We start from the raw sequence: 22,974 nt of genomic DNA on the forward strand, positions 1-22,974 counted from the left end.
AACACGATCAGGAGACTCCCCGCGTCCGGTCACCGTTCCGGTGAACGTTGTCACCCGTCTGCTGTTCACTCACGTCCGTGGGCGGGGGCTCGTTGCCGCCGACCCCCGCGGCGGTGAGCTCCCATTCCGCGAAGTCGCCGAACATCTCGGCCTCCTCGTCCGGCACCTCCTCGGAACCGGCACCGCCGATCTCGGCGACCGAGTCCGAGTTGGGGGTGATCGCCGGGTCCTTCTCCGTGTCGTCCTCCTCGGAGTCGACGGAGACCGGCGTGGTGTCCAGCGCCTCACGCAGGTGTTGCAGGTGCGGGCCGCTGAAGTCGACCCGGATGCGTTCCACTCCCCCGGCTCCGTCGCCGAAAATGAACTGGCGCGGCGAGCGGTCCCGTTCGGTGTTGTTCCGGGAGGGACCGGGCCGGCGGCCGAGTGAGGACACGACCTGTTCGTAGCCCGCGTCGACCGGGACCTTCAACAGCCGCAGCGCGTCCGACTGCGCCTGCTCGTCGTCCAGCCTGCCGACGAACACCGAGTCGAGCAGGGACACGAACCCCTGGATGCGCAGGAAGTCAGCGGGAATCTGGCTGGACAGCAGCACCCGGACGTTCCATTTCCGGGAGTCCCTGGCGAAGCGGTTCATCAGCACCCGTCCGGTGGGCACTTCGGACAGGAAGAAGGCCTCGTCGATCCAGACTCCCTTGCGTTCCTCCTTGGGGCGCTCGTAGACGGTCCGCTGGGTCAGCCAGGCGGCCAGGTTGAGCAGCTGGACACCGAGGGCCTCGCTGTCGGTCCAGTGTTCCCGGCCGACCCCGTCCTTGGGCAGGGTCAGTCCCGCCATCGTCAGCACGGTCAGGCGGTCCTCCCTGCGTTGGGAGTAGGGGTCGGCGTCGGCTTCGGGAATCAGCAGCGACATGCGCTCGCGGATCTCGTCGAGGAAGTCCGCCACCACCACGGCGTGTTCGTGGTGTTCGCTGGCGTCGCGGCGCAGCGCCTCAAAGACCATCCCCGGATGCGCGTCCGGTCGTCCTCCGACCGCACGCACCGCGCGCAGCAGCACGATCCGGGTCTGCGGCATCCGGGAGATGTCGTAGGGCAGCAGTCCGGTGAGCACGTCGAGCACAAGTCGACGCCGGGTTGCCGCCGCCATGGCTCGCTCCCGGCGCCAGCTGCGTTCGGGGTCGTCCTCGTCGACGAAGTGTTCGAGTTCCGGTTCGGCCACCACCCGGTAGGGGTTGAGGATTCCGGGCTGGGCGTTGAGCAGGTTGATCGGACGCGCGTAGGGCCGCAGTTCCGGCAGTTCGCACAGCTCCGCCAGCGGACCCGAGGGATCCAGCAGGGTCCAGTACGCGCCCGACCGGAGGGTCTTGTAGACGAGTCCCCCTCCGAGGAAGGACTTGCCTCCCCCGAGGCCGGCGACCATGGCGGTCAGCCCGGAGGCGTCCCGGACCTCCTGGGCCATCCACGGGTCCCACGCCACGGGGCGGCGGGTGGCCGTGCAGGTCTCCCCGATCAGCACCCCTCGCCGGTCCCCCACTTCGGCCGTGGCCTGCGGCACCGCCGAGGCGGCCCACACCACCGAACCACGGCGCAGATAGGCACCGGAGGCCAGCTGCTCGCCGGGGATGAACTCCCGAGCCATCGCGTACTGGGCCTCGGGGTGTTCGATGGCCACCTTCGGTTTGTACAGATCGAGCAGCTGCTGGGCCAGCCGCAGGGCGTCGCGTTCGGTCGGCCCGGACACCGCCATGCGCCACCAGGAACGCACTCGTGTGGCCAGCGCGGTGAAGCCCGAGGTCATCTCGTCGTCGATCTCCAACACTCGACCGGCCTGTCTGGCCAGTGAGGTCGGCGGCTCCAGACCGTGCTCCTCGGTGTAGTGCCGCACCTGGGAACGCACCTTGTTCATCTGGCGCTGTAGTTCCCCCCCGACGTCCTCGGGGCGGCGCACGTAGATCCGTGCCGACCATTCCACCGGGGCGGGCAGCCGGTCGGAGTGTTGCAGCCAGGGGTCGTCGACCTCGGGGATCTGCAGACCGTGTGTCTGGCCGAGCGTCAGCACGGCCACGTGCCTGCTCACTCCCGCGTTGGAACCGGTCCTCCCCCGCACGGTCACGGTCGGGGCGTACGGTTCCTGGTGCATGTCGGCCGCGTCGGTGAACGAGGCCAGATCCTCCGGTTGCCAGGAACCGCTCGGCGTGGCGGGGAGGTTGCGGGGGGCGGGCAGACCCAGCGAGCACGAGCGGTGCATCAGCCAGGACATCTCCTCGGCGGTGACGGGTCTGCCGTCCAGTCCGGCCGAACCGATCACCTGGTCGAGGTGTTCGATCTCGCTGTCCAGAGCCACCAGCTCCGCGTCGACCGCCTCGGGGAACACGCGCCGCAGCAGCGGCGCCGCCCGCTCGACGGCCCGGTCCACCACGTTGCGGGTCTGCACCTGCACTCCGAGGTAGACCTCTTTCTCGGCCATCGACCGGCCCATGAGCTGCTGCTGTTCACCGACCATGTAGTCGTCGAAGCTCAGCGCCCCCGGCACGTCGGGCAGGGCGTTGTGCGCGTTGCGCACGTGCGCTTCGGCCCACATGCGGATCGGGTAGGGACGGTTGGTCACCCGCAGGTGCAGCCAGCGTCCCTGGAGCTCGGCGTACTGTCCCGCGATCGCGGCGATGAGGTCCTGTCGCTGCGAGTCGGAGCGGAAGGACCACCGTTGCGGGGAGAGCCGGTACCAGGCGAACACGTCCTGGCCGGTGCGCAGCAGGTGGCCGTCGATGGACCGGGCCGCTATGGAGGGGGTGTAGCTGGGCAGGGACTGTTCTCCCGGGAGTCTGCGGTCCTTGTTCCTCCCGGAGCGCGCGGTCTTCGACGTCTTCTTCGACGCGGCGCGGTACTGCTGGTCAGAGACCTTCTTGGAGTCGCGCTCACGACCTCGCCCGCGACCGAACACCGCGAACCTCCTTGCTGTGCGCACGTCTGTTGGAATTCCTGGTCCGCTGCGCGGACTCCCCGGAGGACCGTCCGCCGCGCCGGGCGGCGGGCGGTCCCGCAGGAGGGGGTTCGGCGCTGCGTCCCCGTCGGGAGCGGGAACGACTTCCGGAGGAGGAGCGAGCGGTCTCCGCCGGCCCGTCGGGCTGTTGGGTTCGTCCGGGGGACGCGGAACCTCCGCGTGAAGCGCGCCCGGACTTCTTCGGACGCGGACGCGGGCGCTGTGCTCGTACTCGGACCTTCGCGGCGCTGACGGCCCCGCCTCTGCCCGAGCTCTTGCCGCGCGGTGCGGTGAGTTCGCGCAACCACATGACCAGTACGGCGCTCAGCGGCCGTTCGTGGCTGATCCGAGAGCAGATCAGTCTGGTCAGCGCGATCGTGATGACCAGCGCCCAGGCCGTGGAAAAAAATCCGAAACCGATTCCCATTCTGCGTTCGGCCGCGAGCACCAGCAGGAACACCAGAATGCCCACACCCCACGCGACGTAACGCGCACGCCAGGGAAACGTCGCTTTCGGCGGACCGAGCCAGACCGCGTCCACCCGGTAGACCTCGTCGTCGGTACGTACCTGCATGTCGTTGCCACCTGCCCATCGGCCGAAAGCCGGTTCTCACCCGCTGCTGGTGCTGAACAGGCCGGCTATGAAGGTACCGATGTCCACTCCGGTACCGCTGACGGCGAGACCTATCACGGCCAGCGCCACGAAGACACCGCCCACACGACGCATCACGCCCGCGTTGTCGCCCTTGCCTCCACCCAGCCACAACAGCATCAGCGCCACGGTCAGCAGCAGCAACGGAAGCAGATTGTCCAGAATCCAACCCCTGATGCCGTCGGTGTCCAGGTTGGTCTGGGCGAGCACTTCGACCAGCGGCTGCGTCCTGACGAACGCACCGAGCTGCTCGAGCGCTTGAAGTGACACGGTGGTCATTGGATTCCCTCTGTGTACGAGCGGGTGTCGGCCTTCTCAACTGTCCGGGTGTCCCGGCACACGACGTCGTCTAGAACATGACACGTCCGACAGCGGTAGTGGTAGCCTCCACCGGGTGTGGCGCGGGACGTGCCACGCTCACAGTATCCCCACCGGTGGACGGAACCACCCCTGTGGAGCAGCCCGTCACAACCGGTCCCGAGTGGATGGTTCCGCCGCTGCCGGTACGGCCGAACGGTCGAGCCGAGCCGTCCGAACAACCAACCACAGACCGTCCTTCCACGACTCGTCACCCGATACCCGACGTCCGTGCACGCGTGTTCTTCGTCATCCATGATGCCCGATAGACGATCACACTTTCGTGAATCCATCACATCGGTGGGGCATATCGGACGGCCAGAGTGATCCGAGTCTCGGTAATTCACCCACCGGAGGGAATGCGAGGGCCGCCCGGAACCGGGCGGCGGAAAGAGAACGTTCCCGTGTCGCCATGACACGGGAACGACGCGCGAAGGGCGGACGAGTCGACCTGTAAGCCGGATCCTGTCACGGAGGACCTCACGGCACCTCCGTGTGGCGACCATCCATCTGGGCCTGCCGTCACCGACAGGCTCAAGCGGTCTACCCGCAAGTCTCGGGCGGGCCACCCTCGAACACTTGCGCAGACACCCGAGGTGTCCTCTTGACCTTGCTCCGGGTGGGGTTTACCGAGCCATCCCTGTCACCAGGGATGCTGGTGGTCTCTTACACCACCCTTTCACCCTTACCCGGCCGCTGTCGGCCGGGCGGTCTGCTTTCTGTGGCACTTTCCCGAGGGTCACCCCTGGTTGCCGTTAGCAACCACCCTGCCCTGTGGAGTCCGGACTTTCCTCGGCGGAAGGGACTCCGCCGCGGCCGCCCGGTCGGCTCGTCCGCCTCTCCAGCCTAGAACACACCCACCGGGGCCGACATTCCCACCCCGGCCCCCACCGCCGGACCGGAGACTCCTGCCCGTCCACCGCGGGCCCTCCGACGGGGGTGTTCAGCCCAGGTGGGAGGTGTCGTTCACCAACCGCACGGAAGCGTTGCCGTCGGGGTAGAACTCGGCCACGGACAACGAAGCCAGGTCCAAGTGCAACCGGTAGAAGAGCTCCGGCCCCGCGCACAGCGCCGTACGCAGGATCGCCTTGATCGGGGTCACGTGGGTCACCAGCACGAGGGTCTTGCCCGCGTGCTCCCGCAGTACCCCGTCCAACGTCGCGTTCACACGCTCGAACACCGTGTTCAGGCTCTCCCCTCCGGGAGGGGTGACGCTCGGATCCCCCAACCAGGCGGTGTGCAGTCTCGGATACCTCTCGGAGGCCTCCAGGAAGGTGAGCCCCTCCCAGGCACCGAAGTCGGTCTCGGCCAGCCCCTCGTGCACCACCGGTTCCCCTCCGGTTGCCGCGACCACGGCCTCGGCGGTGGCGCGGGCCCGGGACAGCGGGGAGGTGAGCACCACCGCGGAGTCCGTCACCTCCTCCACGGAGGCCAGCCGCTTGGCCGCGGCCTGAGCCTGCCGGTGCCCGAGGTCGGTCAGGGCGACGTCACCTCTGCCCGAGTAACGCCGGTCCACCGACAGCGAGGACTGCCCGTGACGCAGCAGCAACAGCCTGGTGGGAGCACCGACGGCTCCCGACCAGCTGGTCACCGCGGACGTCGAGGGGGATCCGCCCCCCGTGGGAGCCGGCTCCGGCGGGGCGTCCGCGTTCCGTCCGGAACCGCCGACCTCCTCCCCGTCGGCCTGGGCGTCCATGGCCTCGTTGGCCAGTCGGTCGGCGTGTTTGTTCTGTTCCCGGGCCACCCACTGGAAACGCGCCGCGGCGAAGGAGAAGACGAGCTGGGTCGCCTCACTCGCCAGCGGTTGCAGGTCGGGGTGCTTGACCCGCCACCTTCCCGACATCTGCTCGACGACCAGCTTGGAGTCCAGCCGGATCTCGGCCTCCTCGGCGCCGAGTTCGAGCGCGGCGCTCAGACCGGCGATCAGTCCCCGGTACTCGGCGACGTTGTTGGTGGCCTCGCCGAGCCCTCCGCGACGTTCGGCGAGCACCTCCCCGCTGGAGGCGTCCCGGACGACGGCACCGAAACCGGCGGGGCCGGGGTTGCCGCGCGAGCCACCGTCGGCCTCGATGATCACTCGTGAGGTCACAGTCCCGAATCCTTCGTACGCACCATGATCGCGCCGCACTCCTCGCAACGAACCACGTCGTCGCTGGCGGCCTCCCGGACGGCGGCCAGAGCGGCCCGGTCGACCTCCAGCCGACAGGCCCCGCAACGACCTCCCTGGAAATGCCCGGCACCCGTTCCCCGCTGGTTGCGGATCCGCTCGTACAGGTTCAGCAGGTCCTCGGGCAGACCGGCCACCAGCGACTCCCGTTCGGCGAGACGTTTGGCCTCGTCACTGTCCAGATCGGCCAGGGCCTGGTCCCGCTGGTGCCTGGCGTCCTCCAGACGGGCGTCGGCCGTCTCCACCGCCTTCCTGCTGTGGGACAGATCGGTCTCCTGGGCCTCCCGCCGCTCCATGACCTCCAGCATGTCCTCCTCCAGCGCGGCCTCGCGCCTGCTCAGCGTCTCCAGCTCGTGCTGCAGGTCCTCGAGCTGCTTGGAGGAACCGGTGGAGTCCATCATCTGGCGGTCCCGCTGCTGGCGGGCACGCACCTGGTCGACCTCGTTCTCCAGCCGTTCGACCTCGCGCTGCAGATCGTCCAGCGCGGTCTGCGCGGCCACCATGGCGTCCCGCTTCTCCCTGGCCTCGCGCTCGGCCTCCCCGATACGTTCCAGCTCGGGCAGTGTTCTCCTGCGGTGGTTGATGCGATTGAGCTCGGCATCCACCTTGGCGAGTTCGAGCAGCCTCTGCTGTGCTGCTGGATCGGCTTTCACTCGGGCATCCTCCCAGTATCGGTGGCGGTGCCGTGGGCGTGGACCGTCCACGGGTCGGTACGGCGTGCGGAAACGAGGGCCTCGACCCCGTCGGACAGTGCCGTCGTGACGATATCGGCCGCCTGCCGGCACCACGGCCACTCACTGGCCCAGTGAGCCACGTCGACGAGGTTGGGCACCGCACCACCCGGTACCTCGCCACGGGCCACGTGCTCGGAGACGGGATGATGGCGCAGATCCGCCGTGACGTAGGCGTCGACCTCGGCGTCCACGGCAACCTCCAGGTTCGAGTCCCCGGAACCCCCGCACACGGCCACCCGACGAACGCTCCGTCGCGGGGGGCCTGCTCCGCGAACACCCCACTCCGTGGCGGGAAGCGCTCCGGCGACCCGGCGCACGAAGTCCTCGAACGGTTCCTCGTCGGGGAGTTCACCGATCCGGCCCAGCCCGGTCGCCGCGCCCTCCGCGTGCGGGCACAACGGTGACGTGACGGTGAGTCCCAGCGCGGCCGCCAGGGCGTCGGAGACCCCGGGGCTGGCCGTGTCGGCGTTGGTGTGGGCGCAGTAGAGCCCGAGGCCGGAACGGATCATCCGGTGCACGAGCCGTCCCTTGGGGGTGTCCGCGGGCAGGCCGTGCACCCCGCGCAGCAGCAACGGGTGGTGTGCCACGAGCAGCTGCGCCCCGGCCTCCAGGGCCTCCTCCACGGTCTCCTCGACCGGGTCCACGCAGAACACCACCCTGCGGACCTCGGCCCGGGGATCACCGCAGACCAACCCGACCGCGTCCCAGGACTCGGCGCGCTCCGGAGGATAGGCCGACTCCAGTACTCCCACGACGTCGTCGATCCGTGTGGTCATCGTGTCGCCTTCCGTCTCGTCACTGCACTCTCGGCGGGGTGGGCTCGGCGGCACGTCGGCGCTCAGCAGCCGAGGATCCCCCGCAGCGCCGCCGTCAGCTCGGCGTTCTCCTCCGGCTCCCGCACGGCCACCCGGAAGTGGTCCTCACTCAGGCCGGGGAACGTGTCGGCCCGGCGCACCGCTATTCCCCGCTCCCGCAACCGGGCACGCACCCGGGATCCCTGTTCGCTGCGCAACAGCAGGAACGGAGCCGCTGCCGGTCGTCCCACTTCCAGGCCGGGGATCGCACCGAGGTCGGAGGCCAGCTCCTCCCGGTAGCGCACGAGTTCGGTCGCCGCGCGTTCGGACTCCCGCACCGCCTCGGGGGAGGCACATCCGATCAGGGCCTCCAGACCCAACGTACCGACCGGCCAGTGGGGGCGACACCTGCCCAACCGCTCCAGCAGCTCCGGCTCACCCAACGCGTAACCGGCCCGCAGACCGGGCAGTCCCCACATCTTGGTCAACGAGCGCAGCACGAGCACCCCGGGAAGCCGCTCGGAGGCCAGCGACTCCTCCTCCCCCGGAATCGCGTCCATGAAGGCCTCGTCCACCACGAGCACCCTTCCGGGGCGGACCAGTGCCCGAACGGTCTCGGCGGGGTGCACCACCGAGGTGGGGTTCGTCGGGTTGCCGAGCACGACGAGATCGGCCTCCTCGGGCACCCGTTCCACTCGCAGCCGGTAGCCCTCCGCCGGGTCCAACAGCACCCTGCTCACCTCGACCCCGGCGTTACGCAGTGCGAGCTCGGGCTCGGTGAAGGAGGGGTGGATCACGGCGGCCGAACGCGGACGCAGGGCGGGAAGCAGTGCGAAACCCTCGGCCGCCCCGGCCAGCGGCAGCACCTCCTCCGGGAGGCGTCCGTGCCGGCGGGCCGTAGCGTCCCGCGCGGCGCGCTCGTCCTCGGCCGTCGGGTAGCTCCCGAGGCGTTCCAACGCCGCGACCAGCCGTTTGTGCAACCACTCGGGGGGCCTGCGCAGTCGCACGTTGACCGCGAAGTCGAGCAGGCCGGCCGCGGCGTCCACGTCACCGTGGTGGCGCAGCATCTCCCGATCGTCCCGGCTAGTCATCCCCGGCAGTCTAGCCGTCCGGCGGTTCCCCTCCGGCACGCACGGGCAAGGAGGGAGTCCCCCCTTCGCCCCTCGGCCGGCCGAGTTCCTCCGGGCAGCGGCCCCGAGGGGCGGTACTCCGGACACTCCGGGGAGAAGTCCGGGACCCTGCTCCCACCCCGGGGACGGGAGTTGGACACTGGGGGACGTGACACTCGACTCCACTGCGAAGCCGCTGCACGTCTCGTTCGTCTGCACCGGCAATATCTGCCGGTCCCCGATGGCCGCGCTGGTCTTCGGTGAACACCTGCGCCGGGCCGGCCTGGACGACCGGGTGGAGGTCTCCAGCGCCGGAACCGGGCCGTGGCACGTCGGGGAGTCGGCCGACCCGCGCACCAGCGCGGTGCTGGCCGACCACGGCTACCCGACCGAGCACACCGCTGCCCAGCTCGACGAACACCACATCGGAGCGGATCTGCTGCTGGCCATGGACGCCGGTCACCTCCGGGTGCTCCGCGACTCGCTGCCGAACCCGGACCGGGCCAGGCTGCTGCGCTCCTTCGACCCCGGCTCCGACGAGTGGGCCGAGGTGCCCGATCCCTACTTCGGCGGCGAACGCGGGTTCGACCGGGTCATGGAGATGATCGAGTCCTCGGTTCCGGGAGTGCTGGACTGGGTTCGGGCGCGACTGGGCGAACACCGGCCCTCCGACTCCTCGGAGGCCCCCGCCTGAGAGGTCCTTCCGGGGCCCCGGAACGACCGGCTGGGACGACTCGTGTCGGCACACCGGACGGCTCCCGCGCGTGGCGGCACGCCGGGTGACCACGGACCACCCGGTGAACGGACGACAACCTCGGCGAAAGGCGAGAAGTGCGACACCTACCCGACGGACTGGCGGCCTCGGTGGAGCGGCTCACCGGTTCCCGCGCGGAGAGGGCACGCCCTCTCGGGGGAGGCGACGCCTCGGAGGCCTACGAGGTGACTCTGGCCACCGGCGACCGTGTGTTCGCCAAGTCCGCCCCTTCCGGGATGCCGGGGGCGCTCGAGGCGGAAGCCGCGTCGTTGCGCTGGTTGGACGAGTCCGGGCAGGCACGTGTTCCCCGGGTCCACGGCCAGGACGAGCGGTGGTTGGTCACCGACCACGTGAGCGCCTCCACCCCCTCCCGGAAGGCGGCCGAGGAGTTCGGTCGGCAACTCGCACGCGTGCACGCCTCCGGCGCCCGAGCACACGGCTGTCCTCCGCCGGGGGGACCCCGGGACGCCTGGATCGGACTCGCCCCCATGCGCAACGATCCCGGGGCGGACTGGCCCACCTTCTACCGTGGGCTCCGGGTCGAGCCCTATGTTCGCGAGCTGGTGGACGCCGGGACTCTGGGAACGGACGAGGCCGCCACGATCGACGAGGCCTGCGAACTGCTCGAACAGCTTCCCGGCGCCGACGAGCCTCCCGCGCGCCTGCACGGTGACCTGTGGAGCGGCAACGTGCACTGGGGCCACGACCCCGCCGACGGCTCCACCGGGGTGTGGATGATCGACCCGGCGGCGCACGGTGGGCACCGGGAGACCGATCTGGCCATGCTGAACCTGTTCGGCTGCCCCCATCTGGAGGAGATACTGGGGGCCTACGAGGACGAGCGGCCCCTCGCCGAGGGGTGGCGCCGACGGGTCGGACTGCATCAGCTCTTTCCGCTGCTGGTGCACGGCGTGCTCTTCGGGAGGGGGTTCGCCGCCCGGGCGGTGGGCGTGGCGCGCGAGGCGTTGCGCGAGCACTGAGCGCCCCCACTGGTACCACCTCGCCGCACGGCGAGCACGGCTCCTCTCCGTGATCCCGCCCTCCCCTCTGCCGGGGCGGTGCGGCGGGAGTCGACACACGGCCTACCGTGGACCCGTGCGTTTCGGGTTTCTGCTGCGCCCCGGCTGGATCGGCCTCCTCCTGCTGGTCGGCGTCTTCTCCATGCTCTGTTTCACGGTGTTGGCACCGTGGCAGTTCGACAGGCACGCCGAGACCCAGGCACGCAACGAGGCCGTGCGGGCGTCCATGCGCGCCGAGCCGGTCCCCCTGGAGCGAGTGCTACCGGACGGTGCCGCCCCGAACGAGTCCGACGAGTGGACCCGGGTCACCTTCACCGGTCACTACCTGCCCCGTGGGGAGACGCTGGCCTGGCAGCGCACGGTGCTGGGCGAGCCCGCTTTCGAGGTGCTGACCCCCTTCCGGCTGGAGGACGGGACCACGCTGCTGGTGGACAGGGGATTCATCCGGCCGGTGGAGTCGACCCGGGCACCCGAGTACCCGGATCCTCCCTCGGGAACGGTGCGGGTGACGGCGCGGATCCGGCTGGACGAGCACGACAGCGAGAACCGTGAGCTGTTCCGCCACGACGGGCACCGGTGGGCCTACGCGATCAACGCCGACACCGTCGGGCGCGGTGTGGACATCCCGATGCGGCCGGGGTACTTCTCGCTCGTGGCCGACCAACCGGGGACGGTGCGGGCGATGCCGCTGCCCCGGCTGGAGTCGGGACCGTACCTCTCCTACGCCATGCAGTGGATCATCTTCGGCACCATGGCCCCGCTGGCGGCGGGATACCTGATCCACACCGAGGCACGCTCGTCCGGCGGAGGAGCGGCGAGGACTCCCTCCGGCGGCCCGAGTCGGCGGGAACGGCCCCGCCGCAAATCCGTGTCCGAGCTCGTCGCCGAGGAGGAGCGGCGGGAACGGGAGGGGGCTGCCGGGACCGAGTGACCGTCCGCCGTGTCCGGCGACCGCGGGGTCAGCGCCGCGGCGACCTCGTGACGAACACGGCCACCCCGGCGGCCAGTGCTCCGGCCACGGCTCCGACCACCCGGGACAACTCCACTCCCCGGGTGACGTCGCCGCCGTCGGCGGTACGACCCTCCCCGAGCACCGGGCGGTGCTGCACGACGTGCCCGTAGTCGGTACGCCCACCCAGACGGATCCCCAGGGCTCCCGCGAAGGCGGCCTCCACCTGCCCCGCGTTCGGGCTCGGGTGGGCGGCGGCGTCCCGGCGCCTGGCCCGCCAACTTCCCTTGGCCGAGCCACCGACCACCGGGGCGCACAACGCGGTCAGTCCAGCGGCCAGGCGGGCGGGCACGAGGTTCGCCAGGTCGTCCAGCCGTGCGGCGGCCCATCCGAATTCCCGGTAGCGTTCGCTCGGGTGACCGACCATGGCGTCGAGCGTGTTCACCGCGCGATAGGCCAGCAGACCGGGAACCCCTCCGAACGTCCCCCAGAACAACGGGGCCACCACGGCGTCCGAGGTGTTCTCGGCCACGGACTCGACCGTGGCCCGCGCCAACCCCTGGTCGTCCAGCCTGTCGGCGCTCCTGCCGCAGAGCCCCCGCAGCCGGGCGCGGGCCTGCTCCAACTCCCCGGCCTCGAGGTGGCGGGCCAACACCGTGCCCTCACGCCCGAGCGAGGCCCCACCGAGCACGGTCCAGGTGGCCACCCCCGTCAGAACCGCCCGGGTGGCCGGACCACGTCGTCCCACCCGCTCCGCCACCCAGCCGAGCACCAGGGCACCACCGACGAGTCCGCCGGTGTGGAGGGCCCCGGCGAGCCGGCTGCGCCGGTAGACGACCCGTTCGAAGCGTTCGGCCAGCCCACCGAAGGCGGCGACCGGATGGCCCCGTTCGGGATCGCTCAGCACCGCGTCGGCGGCGACCCCCAGTAACAGTCCTACCGCCCGCCCCGTGTTCACCGCGTTTCCTCCTCGACTGTTCCACGTCGACCCGGAACAGCACGCTACCGCCCCCCCACCGAACGCTCCCTGATGTCCCCTTTCGGAGTGTTTCCCCGACCACGATCCGCCACCGAGGTGGTCCGCACGAGAGTCCCGGAGACGTCCCACCCGGCGGGCCTCCTCTCCGGGCGAACCACTGCGGGCGAGGAAGCCCTCACGGTGACGGAGTGTTTTCGATCTCACCACGGGGCGGGGTTATCGTGGCCGACCGTGACCGCCGATCGTGAAGCCGCGCAACCACGTGCCGAGTCCGGCCCCTCACCGGCTTTCCAGGAGGAGACGCCCGCCACGCCGCGCGGCCGCCCGACCCCCGCACCCGACTCCGGCGAGTCACCCACGCTCCCCTCCCCGGGATGGGAACGACCGGTCGAGGAGGAGCTCGCCACCGAGCACACTCCCGAGGAACAGCGGCTACGGCTGTACCGGCACCTCCAGGTGCGCGGGCACCGCACCTATCTGGCGATCATGCGCCTGTTCACCTCCACCCTGCTCGCGGACCTGTCCGCCTCCGAAGTGGCCGGTTCCCTGGCGGTGGCCGAGCGGGAGGGACGCATCGCCGAGGGCGAGTCGGAACTGTCCACGGTGGTGGAGAGACTGCGCAAACTCCGCGAGTGGGGGAACCTCACCTTCGGGCGACGGGAGACCGTCGCCTCCAGCATCGCCGAGTTCCAGCACGGCAGCGCGCGCTTCCAGGTCAGCAAGCTCGGAGTGCGGGTGCAACGGGACGTGGACGCGCTGCTGCGGGTCCCCGAGGGGGCTCGCGAGGTGTCGCGGGAGCTGCTCCCCGCCGTGGAGCGGGGACTGCGTGAGATCGTCGAGCTGCTGCCCGCCGCGCTCGCCGAGCGGACGGGGGCGGGACGCGCCCGCGAACGGCTCTGCGAGCAGGTCACCACGGTGTTCCTGCAGCACGCCGAGCTGGCCGCCACGGTCCGGGACTTCTACGCCTACCTGGGGCAGGTGGTGACCCGGCACCAGCTGGCTCCCACCGAGATATCCGGGTTCCGCAACCTGCTGGTGGAGTACATCCAGTCGGTCGTCGAGGACGTCATCCGCCACACCGAACCCGTCGCGGACTCCCTGCGGGTGTTGGCCGGGCACAGGCGGGAGCTGCTCGCGGTGCTGGACACCGAGGAGGACCTCGGCGAGGAGGTGGAACGCGCCCGGGGACGCACCGAGGCAGACTGGCAGGAGCTCACCGAGTGGTTCCTGGACGCGCCGGGCCGCCCGAGCCAGGTCTCGGCACTGCGGGAGGCCACGGCGCGCGCCATCGGTTCGCTGCTGGCCAGCGTCAAACACGCCACCTCGGGCGGTGGCCCGGTTCCCGGACACCGCGGTGAGCTGTTGAAACTGGCGGCCTGGTTCGACCGGTCCAGTCGGGAGGAGGCCCACCAGCTCTACGCGGCCGCCTTCGGTCTGCACTCCGCCCGGTGTCTGCAACCCGCTGCCGACCACGACGGGGACGAGCACACGATCTCCTGGAGGGACGGCAGACGGGTGCAGCGTCCGGTGAACGTGCGCAACCGCTCCGACCGGAGTGCGCAGGTGGGAAGCTCCAGGGTGCTGCACGATCCGATGACCGAACAGCGCCTGCTGGACGAGAGGCGGGCCGAGCAGCGGCGGCGGGCCGCAGCCGTCGCGGAGCTGGCCGCCGCCCGGCAGGACCCGGGCGCCGTGCGGCTGTCCGCGGACGCCCTGGAGATACTGTGCGAACTGCTCACCCTGGCCATGGCCGCACGGGACTCCCCTTCCGAGAGCGGAACGGCGGTCGAACCGGCACACGGGTTGCGGTTGACCCTGCGTCCTTCCAGCGGTGACACGAGGATCTCCAGTGTCACGGGCGAACTCGTACTCGAGGGCACGGCACTCGAACTGCGACCGGCCGAGACCACCGGCGAGCACGACGGAAACGCGGAGACCTCCGACAGGATCAGTGGGGCGGCCCGGTGAGCGGACGAGAACACGGTGTGGACAGCTTCGAACTGCTCGGCGACATAGACGCGGCCAACGTGGTGCGCTGCGCCCGAACCCTGCTGCGGCGACCGTTGTTGCGCGCCGACGGTCCGGACGGCGAGCTGCTCGGCATGGTCTACCGCCACCGCGGCGTGTTGCAGGAACTGTTCAGCACGCTGCTCGGATACCGGCTGGTGATCAGTCGACGCTACGCGCGGCTGTACAAGTCCGGTCCCGGGCGGGACGCGACCCGGGGCGTCGCCGCGCTGTCCCCCCGGGGGTACGCCTGTGTGGCTCTGACGCTGGCCGCCCTGACCGGATGCGGAAAGCAGATCCTGCTCTCCCGGCTGGTGGCCGACGTGCGCTCCGCCGCCGCGGAGGCGGGCGTCGCCCTCGGTGACGACCCGGCCGACCGGCGTTCGCTGGCATCGGCACTGCGCCATCTGGTCTCGCTCGGAGTGCTGACCGAGACCGAGGGGGCGGTGGCTCCGCTGGCGAACGACGCCACCGCCGAAGCGTTGATCACGGTGGACACCGATCTGCTCGGACATCTGCTCGGCGGGCCGCTGAGTGAGGCCGAGGACGCCGGAGCTCTGGTGGACCTCTCCGCCGGAACGAGCGGTTCGCACGTACCCACCGTGGAGCAGGCGGTGCGCCGCAGACTCGTCGAGGACCCCGTGGTGCACTACGCGGACCTGCCCGCTGCCCAGGCGACCTGGTTGCGCAGACACCGCCTGCGGGAGACGCGGACGCTGGAACGCTACTTCGGTCTCGTCGCCGAGTCCCGTTCGGAGGGGATCGCCACCTCCGACCCGCAGGACTACCTCAACGACACCCCCTTCCCCGGAACCTCGACGGTGGCCCGTGTCGCCCAGCTCGCGCTGCCGGAGCTGCTGGACACGACGGAGCCACGTTCCACGGACCGGCGTCATCCGGTGACGTGGCAGGATGTCACACGGGTGTGCACCGGGTTGCTGGAGAGCTACCCCTCGGCCTGGTCCCGGCGGGCCAAGGAGGACCCCGAGTCGTTGACCCGGGCGGTCGTCGAACTGTTGCACCGCGTCGGGGTGCTGGTCCCGGACGGGCAGGAGGGGCACTCCGGGTGGCTGCTCAGCCCCAGCGCCCATCGTTGGCTTCCGATCCCGGACGGCGAGCCCGACCCCGCCACCGAGGAACCGGAACCGAGTCCCGAGCAGCGAGCCGAAACCGCGGACCTGTTCGATCACCTGGAAGGAGCACTCCGGCAGTGAGCACGGAAGCGGTGACCCACCCCGAGGGCGCGGAAGACCGCGGCCACCGCCTCGCCCCCGGCTCCGACAGTGCGGGGGGCGGACACGGGGACCGCTGGCGGTTGCGCCGGGGTGGAGTGATCAACATCTGGCAGTACGCGGACCAGGAGTTCGACCTGCGGGGCGGGCGGGCGGTCTTCCAGGGGACCAACGGCTCGGGCAAGTCCCGCACCCTGGAGCTGCTGCTGCCGCTGTGCCTGGACGGGGACCTCCGCCACATCGGGTCGAAGGGCTTCGACACGGTCAGCATGAGACGGCTGATGCTGGACGAACGCGAGGGCGGAGGGAACCGCACCGGCTACGCCTGGGTGGAGCTGAGCCGACGGCTCGACGACGGCGGTGAACGGTTCCTCACCTGCGGGGTGGGGGTCAAGGCGACCGTCTCCGCCAACCAGATCAGCGACTCCTGGCGTTTCGTGACGGAGCGCCGGGTGGGCCACGACCTGCGCCTGGTCAGTCCGGAGGGGTTCCCGCTCGGACCCACCCAGCTGCGGGAGGAGCTCGGGGCGGACCGGATCTTCGACGAACGTTCCTTCCGGGAACACATCGCCGACGTCGTCTACGGGATCACCCCGGAACGATACGGGGACCTGCTGCACCTGCAACGGACCCTGCGCAATCCCGACGTGGGGCTGCGGGTCCAGGAGGGCCAGCTCGAACAGATCCTCTCCGACGCCCTTCCCCCGCTGGATCCCGCGCTGGTGCAGCGGCTGGCCACCTCCTTCGAGGACCTGGAGTCGATCCGGGAGAACATTCTGCGCCTGAGCACGGCGGACACGGCGCTGTCCACGTTCATGGCCAGCTACTCCGACTACGCCTTCACCGTGCTGCGCTCCAGGGCCGAGGCCGTGCGCGAGGCGCGAAAGCACCGGGACGAGCTGCACTCCGAGATCGCGGAGCTGGAGCGGCGTCGCACCTCCGAACAGGACGGAAGGGCCAGCGCCGAGGAACGGGTTTCCGAACTCGAACGCCGGGAACGGGAGCTGGAGTCCTCGCTGGAGGCGCTGCGCGCCAGCCCCGCCTACACCCAGCTGCAGAACCTGCACGACCGCCGGGCCCTGGTGGAAAACGCCCGTTCCGCCGCCGAGGGCGCGCTGCGCACCGCGGGCAATCATCGCGACCAGGAACAACGCTCGGTCTCCACCGTGCTCGGCATGGTGTCCCGGTTGGGTTCCGACGTCGAGGCGGCCGGTCGGCACTGCGAGCGGGCCGCCGAACGGATGAGTTCCTCCGGGCTGGACCGTTCACTGGTACCGGCCGTACCCACGGTCCCCCAGGCTGAGGCCACTGTGCACTCCGAGTACGTGCGGGCCACCACGGACCCGGCGTCGGAGTCGGAGTGGCTGACCGTGGAACGGCACACCCCTCCCCAGCCGGACACCGAGGAATTCGCCTCCCGGCTGCACGAGGTCGAGGAGCGGGCCGAACGGGCCGCGGAGGCGGCACGGGAGCGGGTCGCCCTGGTCACGGCCCTGCACCAGCAGGCGGTGGACTCGGAGCGCCAACGTGCCGAGGTCGAGGAGATCCGCAAACAGGCCGAACGGGCCCGGGACACCGCGACCAGGGCGGCGGCCCGGCGCAACCAGCTGCGTCAGGATCTGCGTGACACCGCCTCCGACTGGGTCGAGCGGGCCCGTTCCTGGTGGAACGACACCCCCCTGGCCGGCGAGTCCGGTTCCGAGCAGCTGCCCGCCTTGCCCACCGTCGACGACCTCGTCGCGGACAGGTTCGCCGCCCGCCGGACACGGGAACGTCTCCGCGAAGCGGTCCAGCCCGTGTTGCGGAAGGCGCGGGAACGCGTCACCGACGCCGAACGCGAGCTGGAGCAGACACGCCACGCGGTCGGAACACGGGAGACCGAGCTGGCCGAACTGCGTTCCGGCGGGGAACCCCACCCCTCACGCCCCTGTTGGGCGAGCGCCGAACGCGACCCCGCCGAGGGGTCACCGTTCTACCGCACGGTCGACTTCGCCGAGTCCCTGCCGGAGGACGAGCGTGCCGGGCTGGAGGGGGCGTTGCAGGCGAGTGGCCTGTTGAACGCGTGGGTGAGCGCCGACGGCACCGCCGTGGATCCGGACACCGCGGAGCTGCTGGCCCGTCCCGGTGAGCCCGCCGAGGGGAACACCCTGGCCGGATTGCTGGTGCCCGCCGTGGAACCGGGATCGCCGGTGTCCGCCGAGCGGGTGCTGCGGCTGCTGAACACCGTGGCCGTCTCCCCCCAAGGGGGCACCCTCGCGGTGGACACCGAGGGCCGGTGGAGCTGCGGAACCCTCTCCGGTGCCTGGGTCAAGGAAACGGCCGAGTACGTGGGCGCGGGAGCGCGGCAGGCCGCGCGGGAACGGCGCATCGCCGAACTGGAGGACGAGCTCACCGGACTGCGGGCGGAGCTGGCCGAGGCCCGGCGACGCCGTGCCGAGGCGCTCCGTCACGCCGAGGCGTTGGACGAGACGCTGGAGTCCTATCCGGAGGACGGGGAGCTGTTCAGTGCCCACGCGAGGCTCTCCACGGCGGTGGACGACGCCGACGACGCGCAGCGCACCGCGAACAAGCTGCGCGGCGAACACGAGCTGGCCGACCAGCGTTGGCAGGCCGTGCACGCCGAGCTGGCCCGAGCCGCGGGGCAGGCGGGGCTGAGACCGGACAGCGACTCCCTGGCGGCTGCCCACCGCGCCGCCAACGAGGCCCACGAGGCGCTGAACTCGCTGCGCGAGACGATCGACCAGCGTTGCCTGGGCACGCTCGAACAGGTGCGTGCGACGATGCTGCATCACGACGCCATGGTCGCCGACCGCATGGCGGCGGAGTCGCTGGCCGAGCAGCACTGCGAGCACCACGCCGAGCAGACCGCCGTGCTGGCCGAGCTGTCCGCCTCGGTCGGCGAGGAGGGACGGCGCGTGTCCGAGCAGGTGGCCGAACTGGAGGAACAACGGGAACGGCTGCGCGGAGAGATTCCCGAGGTGCGCGAACGGGCCTCGGCGGCACGGGAGGAGGTCGGCAAACTCTCCGAGAAGCTGAACTCGGCGCGACAACGTCTCACCGAACGCGACTCGGAGGAACGCGCGGCGGTGGAGGCCCTGCGGGAGGCCGTGCTGCTCCCCGCCTTCTGGTCGGCGGCCGCCGGGGCCGTGGAGGGAGAGCTTCCCACCTCCCCTCCGGACGTCGAGGAGGCCGTCGAAACACTGCTGTCCGTGCCCGAGTCTCCTCCCTCTCGCGGGGTCAAGGAGGTGCACGACAGGCTGCACCCGTTGAAGCAGTCGCTGAGCGGGCACTACGACATCACCACGGAGGAGCGGTCCCGGGCGCTGACCGTCACGGTACTCGGTGAGGAGGGGCCGCTTCCGGTGGCCGAGGCGGCACGCCAGACCGCCGAACGCCTCTCCGAGCAGCGCGAGTACCTCAACGAGCGTTACCGCGCCATCTTCGCCGACTATCTGATCCGCGACCTCGCGGAGCGGCTGCGCGACCAGATCTCCACCGCCCGGGATCTGTGCGACCGGATGAACCGGGTGCTGGAGGGGGCCCGTTCGAGTCAGGGAGTTCACGTCCAGCTGGACTGGCAACCGGCCGCCTCGCTCAGCGAGGACATGCGTCAGGCCGTCGAGGTGATCCGCACCCCCTTCGCCCGCCGCACCGAGGAGCAGGACGCGTTGCTGCGCAGGGTGTTCACCGACCTGATCGAGTCCCAGCGGGAGAGCGTCTCCGGAGGCTATGCCGAGATACTGGCCGAGGCGCTGGACTACCGCGGCTGGTACGAGTTCACCGTGCGGGTCCGCGACACCGGTCCGGACGACTCCCAGCGGGTGCGCAGGCTGCGTCAGTTGTCCTCGGGGGAGACCAGACTGGTGTCCTATGTGACCCTGTTCGCCGCCGCCGCTTCGTTCTACGACGCGATCGAGTCCTCCGCCGTGCGGCACGAGCCGCTGCGGTTGGTGTTGTTGGACGAGGCCTTCGAACGGTTGGACGACCCGACGGTGGCGCGTATGCTCGGGCTGCTGGTCGACCTGGACATGGACTGGCTGATCACCTGGCCGAGCGGCTGGGGCGTGTCTCCCAAGATCCCGACGATGCACATCTACGACGTGCTGCGACCGCGCAGCGGGCACGGGATCGCCTGCACCCACACCGTGTGGAACGGTCGCGGCCTGGAACGGGCTGAACAGTGAGCGAGGTCGAGGACGTACGCGCGGTCTGGGACGTTCCGGAACTGCACGGGCTGTGGGAAAAGGCCAGGCAGGCACTGGAGGCGCCCGACCGGCCGGCCACCTTCCGGTTGGAACTGCCGGACGAGCGGACGCGCACGAAGGTGGGCGAGGTCTACGGCAGGCCCATGTGGGGCCAGGGCACCCGGATCAACGTGGCCAAGTTGGATCGCGCCGTGCGGGACACCCGGTTCGGGCTGGACCTGGAGCGGGTGCTGGAGATCCTGCACGGGCGTCCGGTCACCCGGCGCGAATCGGCCTCGGCCGCCCGGGCCGCCCGCAACGACCGGGTGACCGAGGTGTTCACCGCTGCTCTCACCGCGCGCGGACTGGACACGGCGCAGTGGGCCACCGCGTGGGTGAACTGGATACGCCGGTACGGGCGGGTGGCCGAGCAGGACCTGGAACCGGTCGCCGAGCAGGCCGCGGCGGTGCTCTCCCGGATGGTGCTCACCCCGGGCACGAGCCCACGAAGCCGCTGGTCCCGGGCGGAGCTGGCCGCGCGGGCGGCGGGAGGAGCGCACCTGCTGGACAACGGCACCACCCTGAGCCGGGTGGTGCTGCGGGCGGCCGCCATCGCCCACGAGACCGAGCCTCCCACCAACGAGCGGGAACGGCGTTCCCTGTGGGAAACCTGCGGGGTGAGTCCCGACGCGGTCTCGGCCACGGTGCTGTGCTGGGCTCTCCCGGTCGACGACACGACGGGCTGGGGAACGACGGTGGCCGGCCGGACCGAGGCGGGCCTTCCCACGCACCTGACCCAGCTCGACCTGCGTGCCGCACCCGAGCGGCTGGTGCGTCCCGCAACGGTGGTGGCGGTGTGCGAGAACCCCCGGGTGCTGGAGGCCGCCGTCGAGAGCGAGATCCGACATCCGCTGGTCTGCGTCTCCGGCAGACCGTCGACCGTGGCGGCCGAACTGCTCGACCGGCTGGGCGAGGACGGGGCCGTGCTGCGTTACCACGGGGACTTCGACTGGTCCGGGGTCTCCATCATGCGCTCCCTGTGGACGACGGCGGGCGTGCGACCGTGGCGCATGTCGGCGGCCGACTACCGCTCCGCCGTGGACCTGGCCTCCGCGGAACGCACCGACCTGCCGATCCTGGACGGGGAGGCCGTGGAGACTCCGTGGGATCCGGACCTGGCGGAGGTGATGTCCACGGCGGGCCGGGTCGTCGAGGAGGAAACCGTGCTCGCGTGGCTGCTCGCGGACCTGCGTTCCGGACTGTGATCGGCGGGAGGTGCGGGCTCACCCCGGGGCCCGCACGTGTTCGGGTTCCACCACCCGGACGCCCGGCAGCTCCCGGACGAGGTCGGGGCCGAAGGCGGTGGCCGGGGTCCGGGTGCCGGTGGGAAGAACACCCCGGCTCAGGTCGGTGACGATCCGCAGCACCGCCTCGGCGGTGAGGTCGTAGGTGTCGGGTCCGACGAGTGCGGCACGAACGGTGTTGCCCTCGGCGTCGCCGGCCTCGGCGTACACCTCGACCCTGCCGTTCGCCCGGCGTCCACGGCCCGGTCCCCGTACCAGGAGGTCGACGGCGGTCTCACCGGCGCGACGCACCGACGGCACGGCGAGAACCCGCCCCAGTTTCTCCGCCAGTGCCGGTTTCAGACGGTTCAGCCCGGGCAGATGGGCGAAGGTGGTGATGGTGCCCACTCCGGTGGTGCGGTAGGCGGTCGCGACGTCGCCCCACGGCAGGGCGGAGACGGTTCGCGTTCCCGTGGGGAAGTCGACGCCGCGTCTGCGCCACCCCACCGGCACCTCCCGCAGGGTTCCGTCCACACGTGCCCGCCCGCCCAGGGCCATCCCTTCCAGCACGCTTTTCAGCGTGCCCGGACTGACTCCTCCCACGGGGAGGAAGGCCAGGTCGAGGTCGGTGGCCTTCGGCAGCCGCGCGGCCACCATGGCGGCCAGGCAGTCGGTGGGGACCACGTCGAAACCCGCCCCCGGAAGCAGCGTCACCCCGCTGCGGCGCGCCCGCTCGTCCTCGGCGAACAACCGCTCGAACACGTCGATCTCACCGGTGATGTCCAGGTAGTGGGTGCCGGTGCGCAGACACGCCTCGACCATGGGGGCGGAGGTTCGGGAGAACGGTCCCGCGCAGTGCGCCACCGCGTCGACGTCCCGCAGTCCGGCTTCGAGCGCCTCGGGCTCCCGCAGGTCCAGGGTCCGGTACTCCAGACCGTGGGGGACCGCCAGAGCGGCCAGCGCCTCCGGACTCCGCCCGGCCAGCACCGGACGGTGCCCACGTCGGACGGCCAGCTCGGTGACCAGTCTCCCGGTGTAGCCGGTGGCGCCGTAGAGCATCCAGACCATGGGTGGCCTCCCGAAAGCACAGGTGGTGGGGTCACGACCGGGCCACCCGCACGAGTTCCACCCGCTCGGGCGAACCCGGTTGGTCTCCAACCTATCCGACGGCGATCAGCCCGGAGACGGTCAGCCATGTCCCGAACACGGCGAACAGGACCGCCGCTCCGTAGCGCACCGGACGTTCGGGCAGGTACCTGCTCGCCGTCAGTCCGGCCACGACCGCGAGGGCGTCGGCCAGCACCATCCCCACCGTGGAACCGACCCAGGTGCCGAACCAGTCGTGCTTGGTGGCGAGGGTGACCGTGGCCAGCATGGTCTTGTCCCCCAGCTCGGCGAGCAGGAACGCCGTGCCGACCGCGAGCAGGGCGGAACCGGCGGCACGCCGTCCGGTTCGCCCGGTTTCCGCGTCGTCCAGCTCGTCACCCCGCACGGTCCAGGCCGCGAACCCCAGGAAGGCCACGCCGACGAAGATCCCGATCCAGTCGGTGGGCAGGGCCGCACCGAGTCCGAGCCCCAGCGCCACCGAGAGGGCGTGCACCACGGCGGTGGCCAGCGTGATCCCCAGCAGCACGTGCCGGATCCGGTAGCGCGTGGCGAAGCTCATCGCCAGCAGCTGCGACTTGTCGCCGAGCTCGGCCACGAAGATGGCCGCCGAGCTGAGCGCGAAACTGGCCAACACGCCCTGTTCCACCTCTCACGTACCGTCGAACGAGGAAAA

17 protein-coding genes and 1 other RNA gene are annotated in these 22,974 nt (G+C 70.9%); 7 read left to right on the forward strand and 11 right to left on the reverse strand.

Translation table 11 applies throughout. The features are described 5' to 3' along the window. Positions 1–7 precede the first annotated feature (7 nt). The 8 genes from CEP50_RS06605 to cobC all read right to left on the reverse strand — a co-directional run bounded on the left by CEP50_RS06605 (position 8) and on the right by cobC (position 8,769). Complete coding sequence (locus CEP50_RS06605; RefSeq protein WP_106113058.1) at positions 8–2,935, reverse strand: ATP-binding protein; 2,928 nt, start codon at positions 2,933–2,935, stop codon at positions 8–10. Then, positions 2,910–3,548 carry a hypothetical protein gene (locus CEP50_RS06610; protein WP_106113059.1) on the reverse strand — a complete coding sequence of 213 codons (639 nt, stop codon included), beginning with the start codon at positions 3,546–3,548 and terminating at the stop codon, positions 2,910–2,912. The genes CEP50_RS06605 and CEP50_RS06610 overlap by 26 nt, the downstream gene beginning before the upstream one ends. Positions 3,549–3,584: 36 nt before the next feature. Beyond that, positions 3,585–3,905 (reverse strand): hypothetical protein, encoded by a 321-nt coding sequence (locus CEP50_RS06615; RefSeq protein WP_019854956.1) that lies wholly within the window; start codon positions 3,903–3,905, stop codon positions 3,585–3,587. 516 nt (positions 3,906–4,421) lie between these two features. Next, positions 4,422–4,815: RNase P RNA component class A (gene rnpB, locus CEP50_RS06620), an RNA gene on the reverse strand. Between the two features lie 111 nt (positions 4,816–4,926). Then, on the reverse strand, positions 4,927–6,072 hold the full coding sequence (locus CEP50_RS06625) for a bifunctional RNase H/acid phosphatase (RefSeq protein WP_106113060.1): 1,146 nt from the start codon (positions 6,070–6,072) through the stop codon (positions 4,927–4,929). Beyond that, positions 6,069–6,803, reverse strand: coding sequence for a zinc ribbon domain-containing protein (locus CEP50_RS06630; RefSeq protein WP_106113061.1), 735 nt, complete (start codon positions 6,801–6,803; stop codon positions 6,069–6,071). Before CEP50_RS06630 ends, CEP50_RS06625 begins: the two co-directional genes overlap by 4 nt. After that, positions 6,800–7,660, reverse strand: a complete 861-nt coding sequence (locus tag CEP50_RS06635) for a Nif3-like dinuclear metal center hexameric protein (protein WP_106113062.1) — start codon at positions 7,658–7,660, stop codon at positions 6,800–6,802. Before CEP50_RS06635 ends, CEP50_RS06630 begins: the two co-directional genes overlap by 4 nt. A 62-nt stretch (positions 7,661–7,722) precedes the next feature. Then, positions 7,723–8,769, reverse strand: coding sequence for an Rv2231c family pyridoxal phosphate-dependent protein CobC (cobC, locus tag CEP50_RS06640; protein WP_106113063.1), 1,047 nt, complete (start codon positions 8,767–8,769; stop codon positions 7,723–7,725). 187 nt (positions 8,770–8,956) lie between these two features. Here cobC and CEP50_RS06645 point away from each other — a divergent pair, with 187 nt between their 5' ends. The 3 genes from CEP50_RS06645 to CEP50_RS06655 all read left to right on the forward strand — a co-directional run bounded on the left by CEP50_RS06645 (position 8,957) and on the right by CEP50_RS06655 (position 11,491). Next, the gene (locus CEP50_RS06645) at positions 8,957–9,481 is read left to right on the forward strand and encodes a low molecular weight protein-tyrosine-phosphatase (RefSeq protein ID WP_219905357.1); all 525 of its coding nucleotides are present in this window, start codon (positions 8,957–8,959) and stop codon (positions 9,479–9,481) included. Between the two features lie 137 nt (positions 9,482–9,618). Next, positions 9,619–10,521 (forward strand): fructosamine kinase family protein, encoded by a 903-nt coding sequence (locus tag CEP50_RS06650; RefSeq protein WP_106113064.1) that lies wholly within the window; start codon positions 9,619–9,621, stop codon positions 10,519–10,521. Positions 10,522–10,636: 115 nt separating this feature from the next. Then, positions 10,637–11,491 carry an SURF1 family cytochrome oxidase biogenesis protein gene (locus CEP50_RS06655; protein WP_106113065.1) on the forward strand — a complete coding sequence of 285 codons (855 nt, stop codon included), beginning with the start codon at positions 10,637–10,639 and terminating at the stop codon, positions 11,489–11,491. Positions 11,492–11,519: 28 nt separating this feature from the next. On the opposite strand, the gene CEP50_RS06660 is transcribed toward CEP50_RS06655, so the two are convergent. Continuing rightward, on the reverse strand, positions 11,520–12,467 hold the full coding sequence (locus CEP50_RS06660) for a cobalamin biosynthesis protein (RefSeq protein WP_106113066.1): 948 nt from the start codon (positions 12,465–12,467) through the stop codon (positions 11,520–11,522). A gap of 477 nt (positions 12,468–12,944) precedes the next feature. On the opposite strand from CEP50_RS06660, the gene CEP50_RS06665 reads away from it, so the two are divergent. The 4 genes from CEP50_RS06665 to CEP50_RS06680 are packed head-to-tail and all read left to right on the forward strand — an operon-like array spanning position 12,945 to position 21,176. Beyond that, complete coding sequence (locus tag CEP50_RS06665) at positions 12,945–14,456, forward strand: DUF2397 domain-containing protein (protein WP_374957088.1); 1,512 nt, start codon at positions 12,945–12,947, stop codon at positions 14,454–14,456. 17 nt (positions 14,457–14,473) lie between these two features. After that, positions 14,474–15,709 carry a TIGR02678 family protein gene (locus tag CEP50_RS06670; protein ID WP_106113067.1) on the forward strand — a complete coding sequence of 412 codons (1,236 nt, stop codon included), beginning with the start codon at positions 14,474–14,476 and terminating at the stop codon, positions 15,707–15,709. Beyond that, on the forward strand, positions 15,706–19,911 hold the full coding sequence (locus CEP50_RS06675; RefSeq protein ID WP_106113068.1) for a TIGR02680 family protein: 4,206 nt from the start codon (positions 15,706–15,708) through the stop codon (positions 19,909–19,911). The genes CEP50_RS06670 and CEP50_RS06675 overlap by 4 nt, the downstream gene beginning before the upstream one ends. Continuing rightward, positions 19,908–21,176, forward strand: a complete 1,269-nt coding sequence (locus tag CEP50_RS06680) for a TIGR02679 family protein (RefSeq protein ID WP_106113069.1) — start codon at positions 19,908–19,910, stop codon at positions 21,174–21,176. Before CEP50_RS06675 ends, CEP50_RS06680 begins: the two co-directional genes overlap by 4 nt. 18 nt (positions 21,177–21,194) lie before the next feature. On the opposite strand, the gene CEP50_RS06685 is transcribed toward CEP50_RS06680, so the two are convergent. Continuing rightward, a complete protein-coding gene (locus CEP50_RS06685) occupies positions 21,195–22,262 on the reverse strand; it encodes a saccharopine dehydrogenase family protein (RefSeq protein ID WP_106113070.1) in 1,068 nt (355 codons plus the stop codon). Positions 22,263–22,353: 91 nt separating this feature from the next. Continuing rightward, positions 22,354–22,935, reverse strand: a complete 582-nt coding sequence (locus tag CEP50_RS06690; RefSeq protein ID WP_106113127.1) for a TMEM165/GDT1 family protein — start codon at positions 22,933–22,935, stop codon at positions 22,354–22,356. Between the last annotated feature and the right edge of the window lie 39 nt (positions 22,936–22,974).

Source organism: Actinopolyspora mortivallis, assembly GCF_003001495.1.
Lineage (GTDB): Bacteria > Actinomycetota > Actinomycetes > Mycobacteriales > Pseudonocardiaceae > Actinopolyspora > Actinopolyspora mortivallis_A.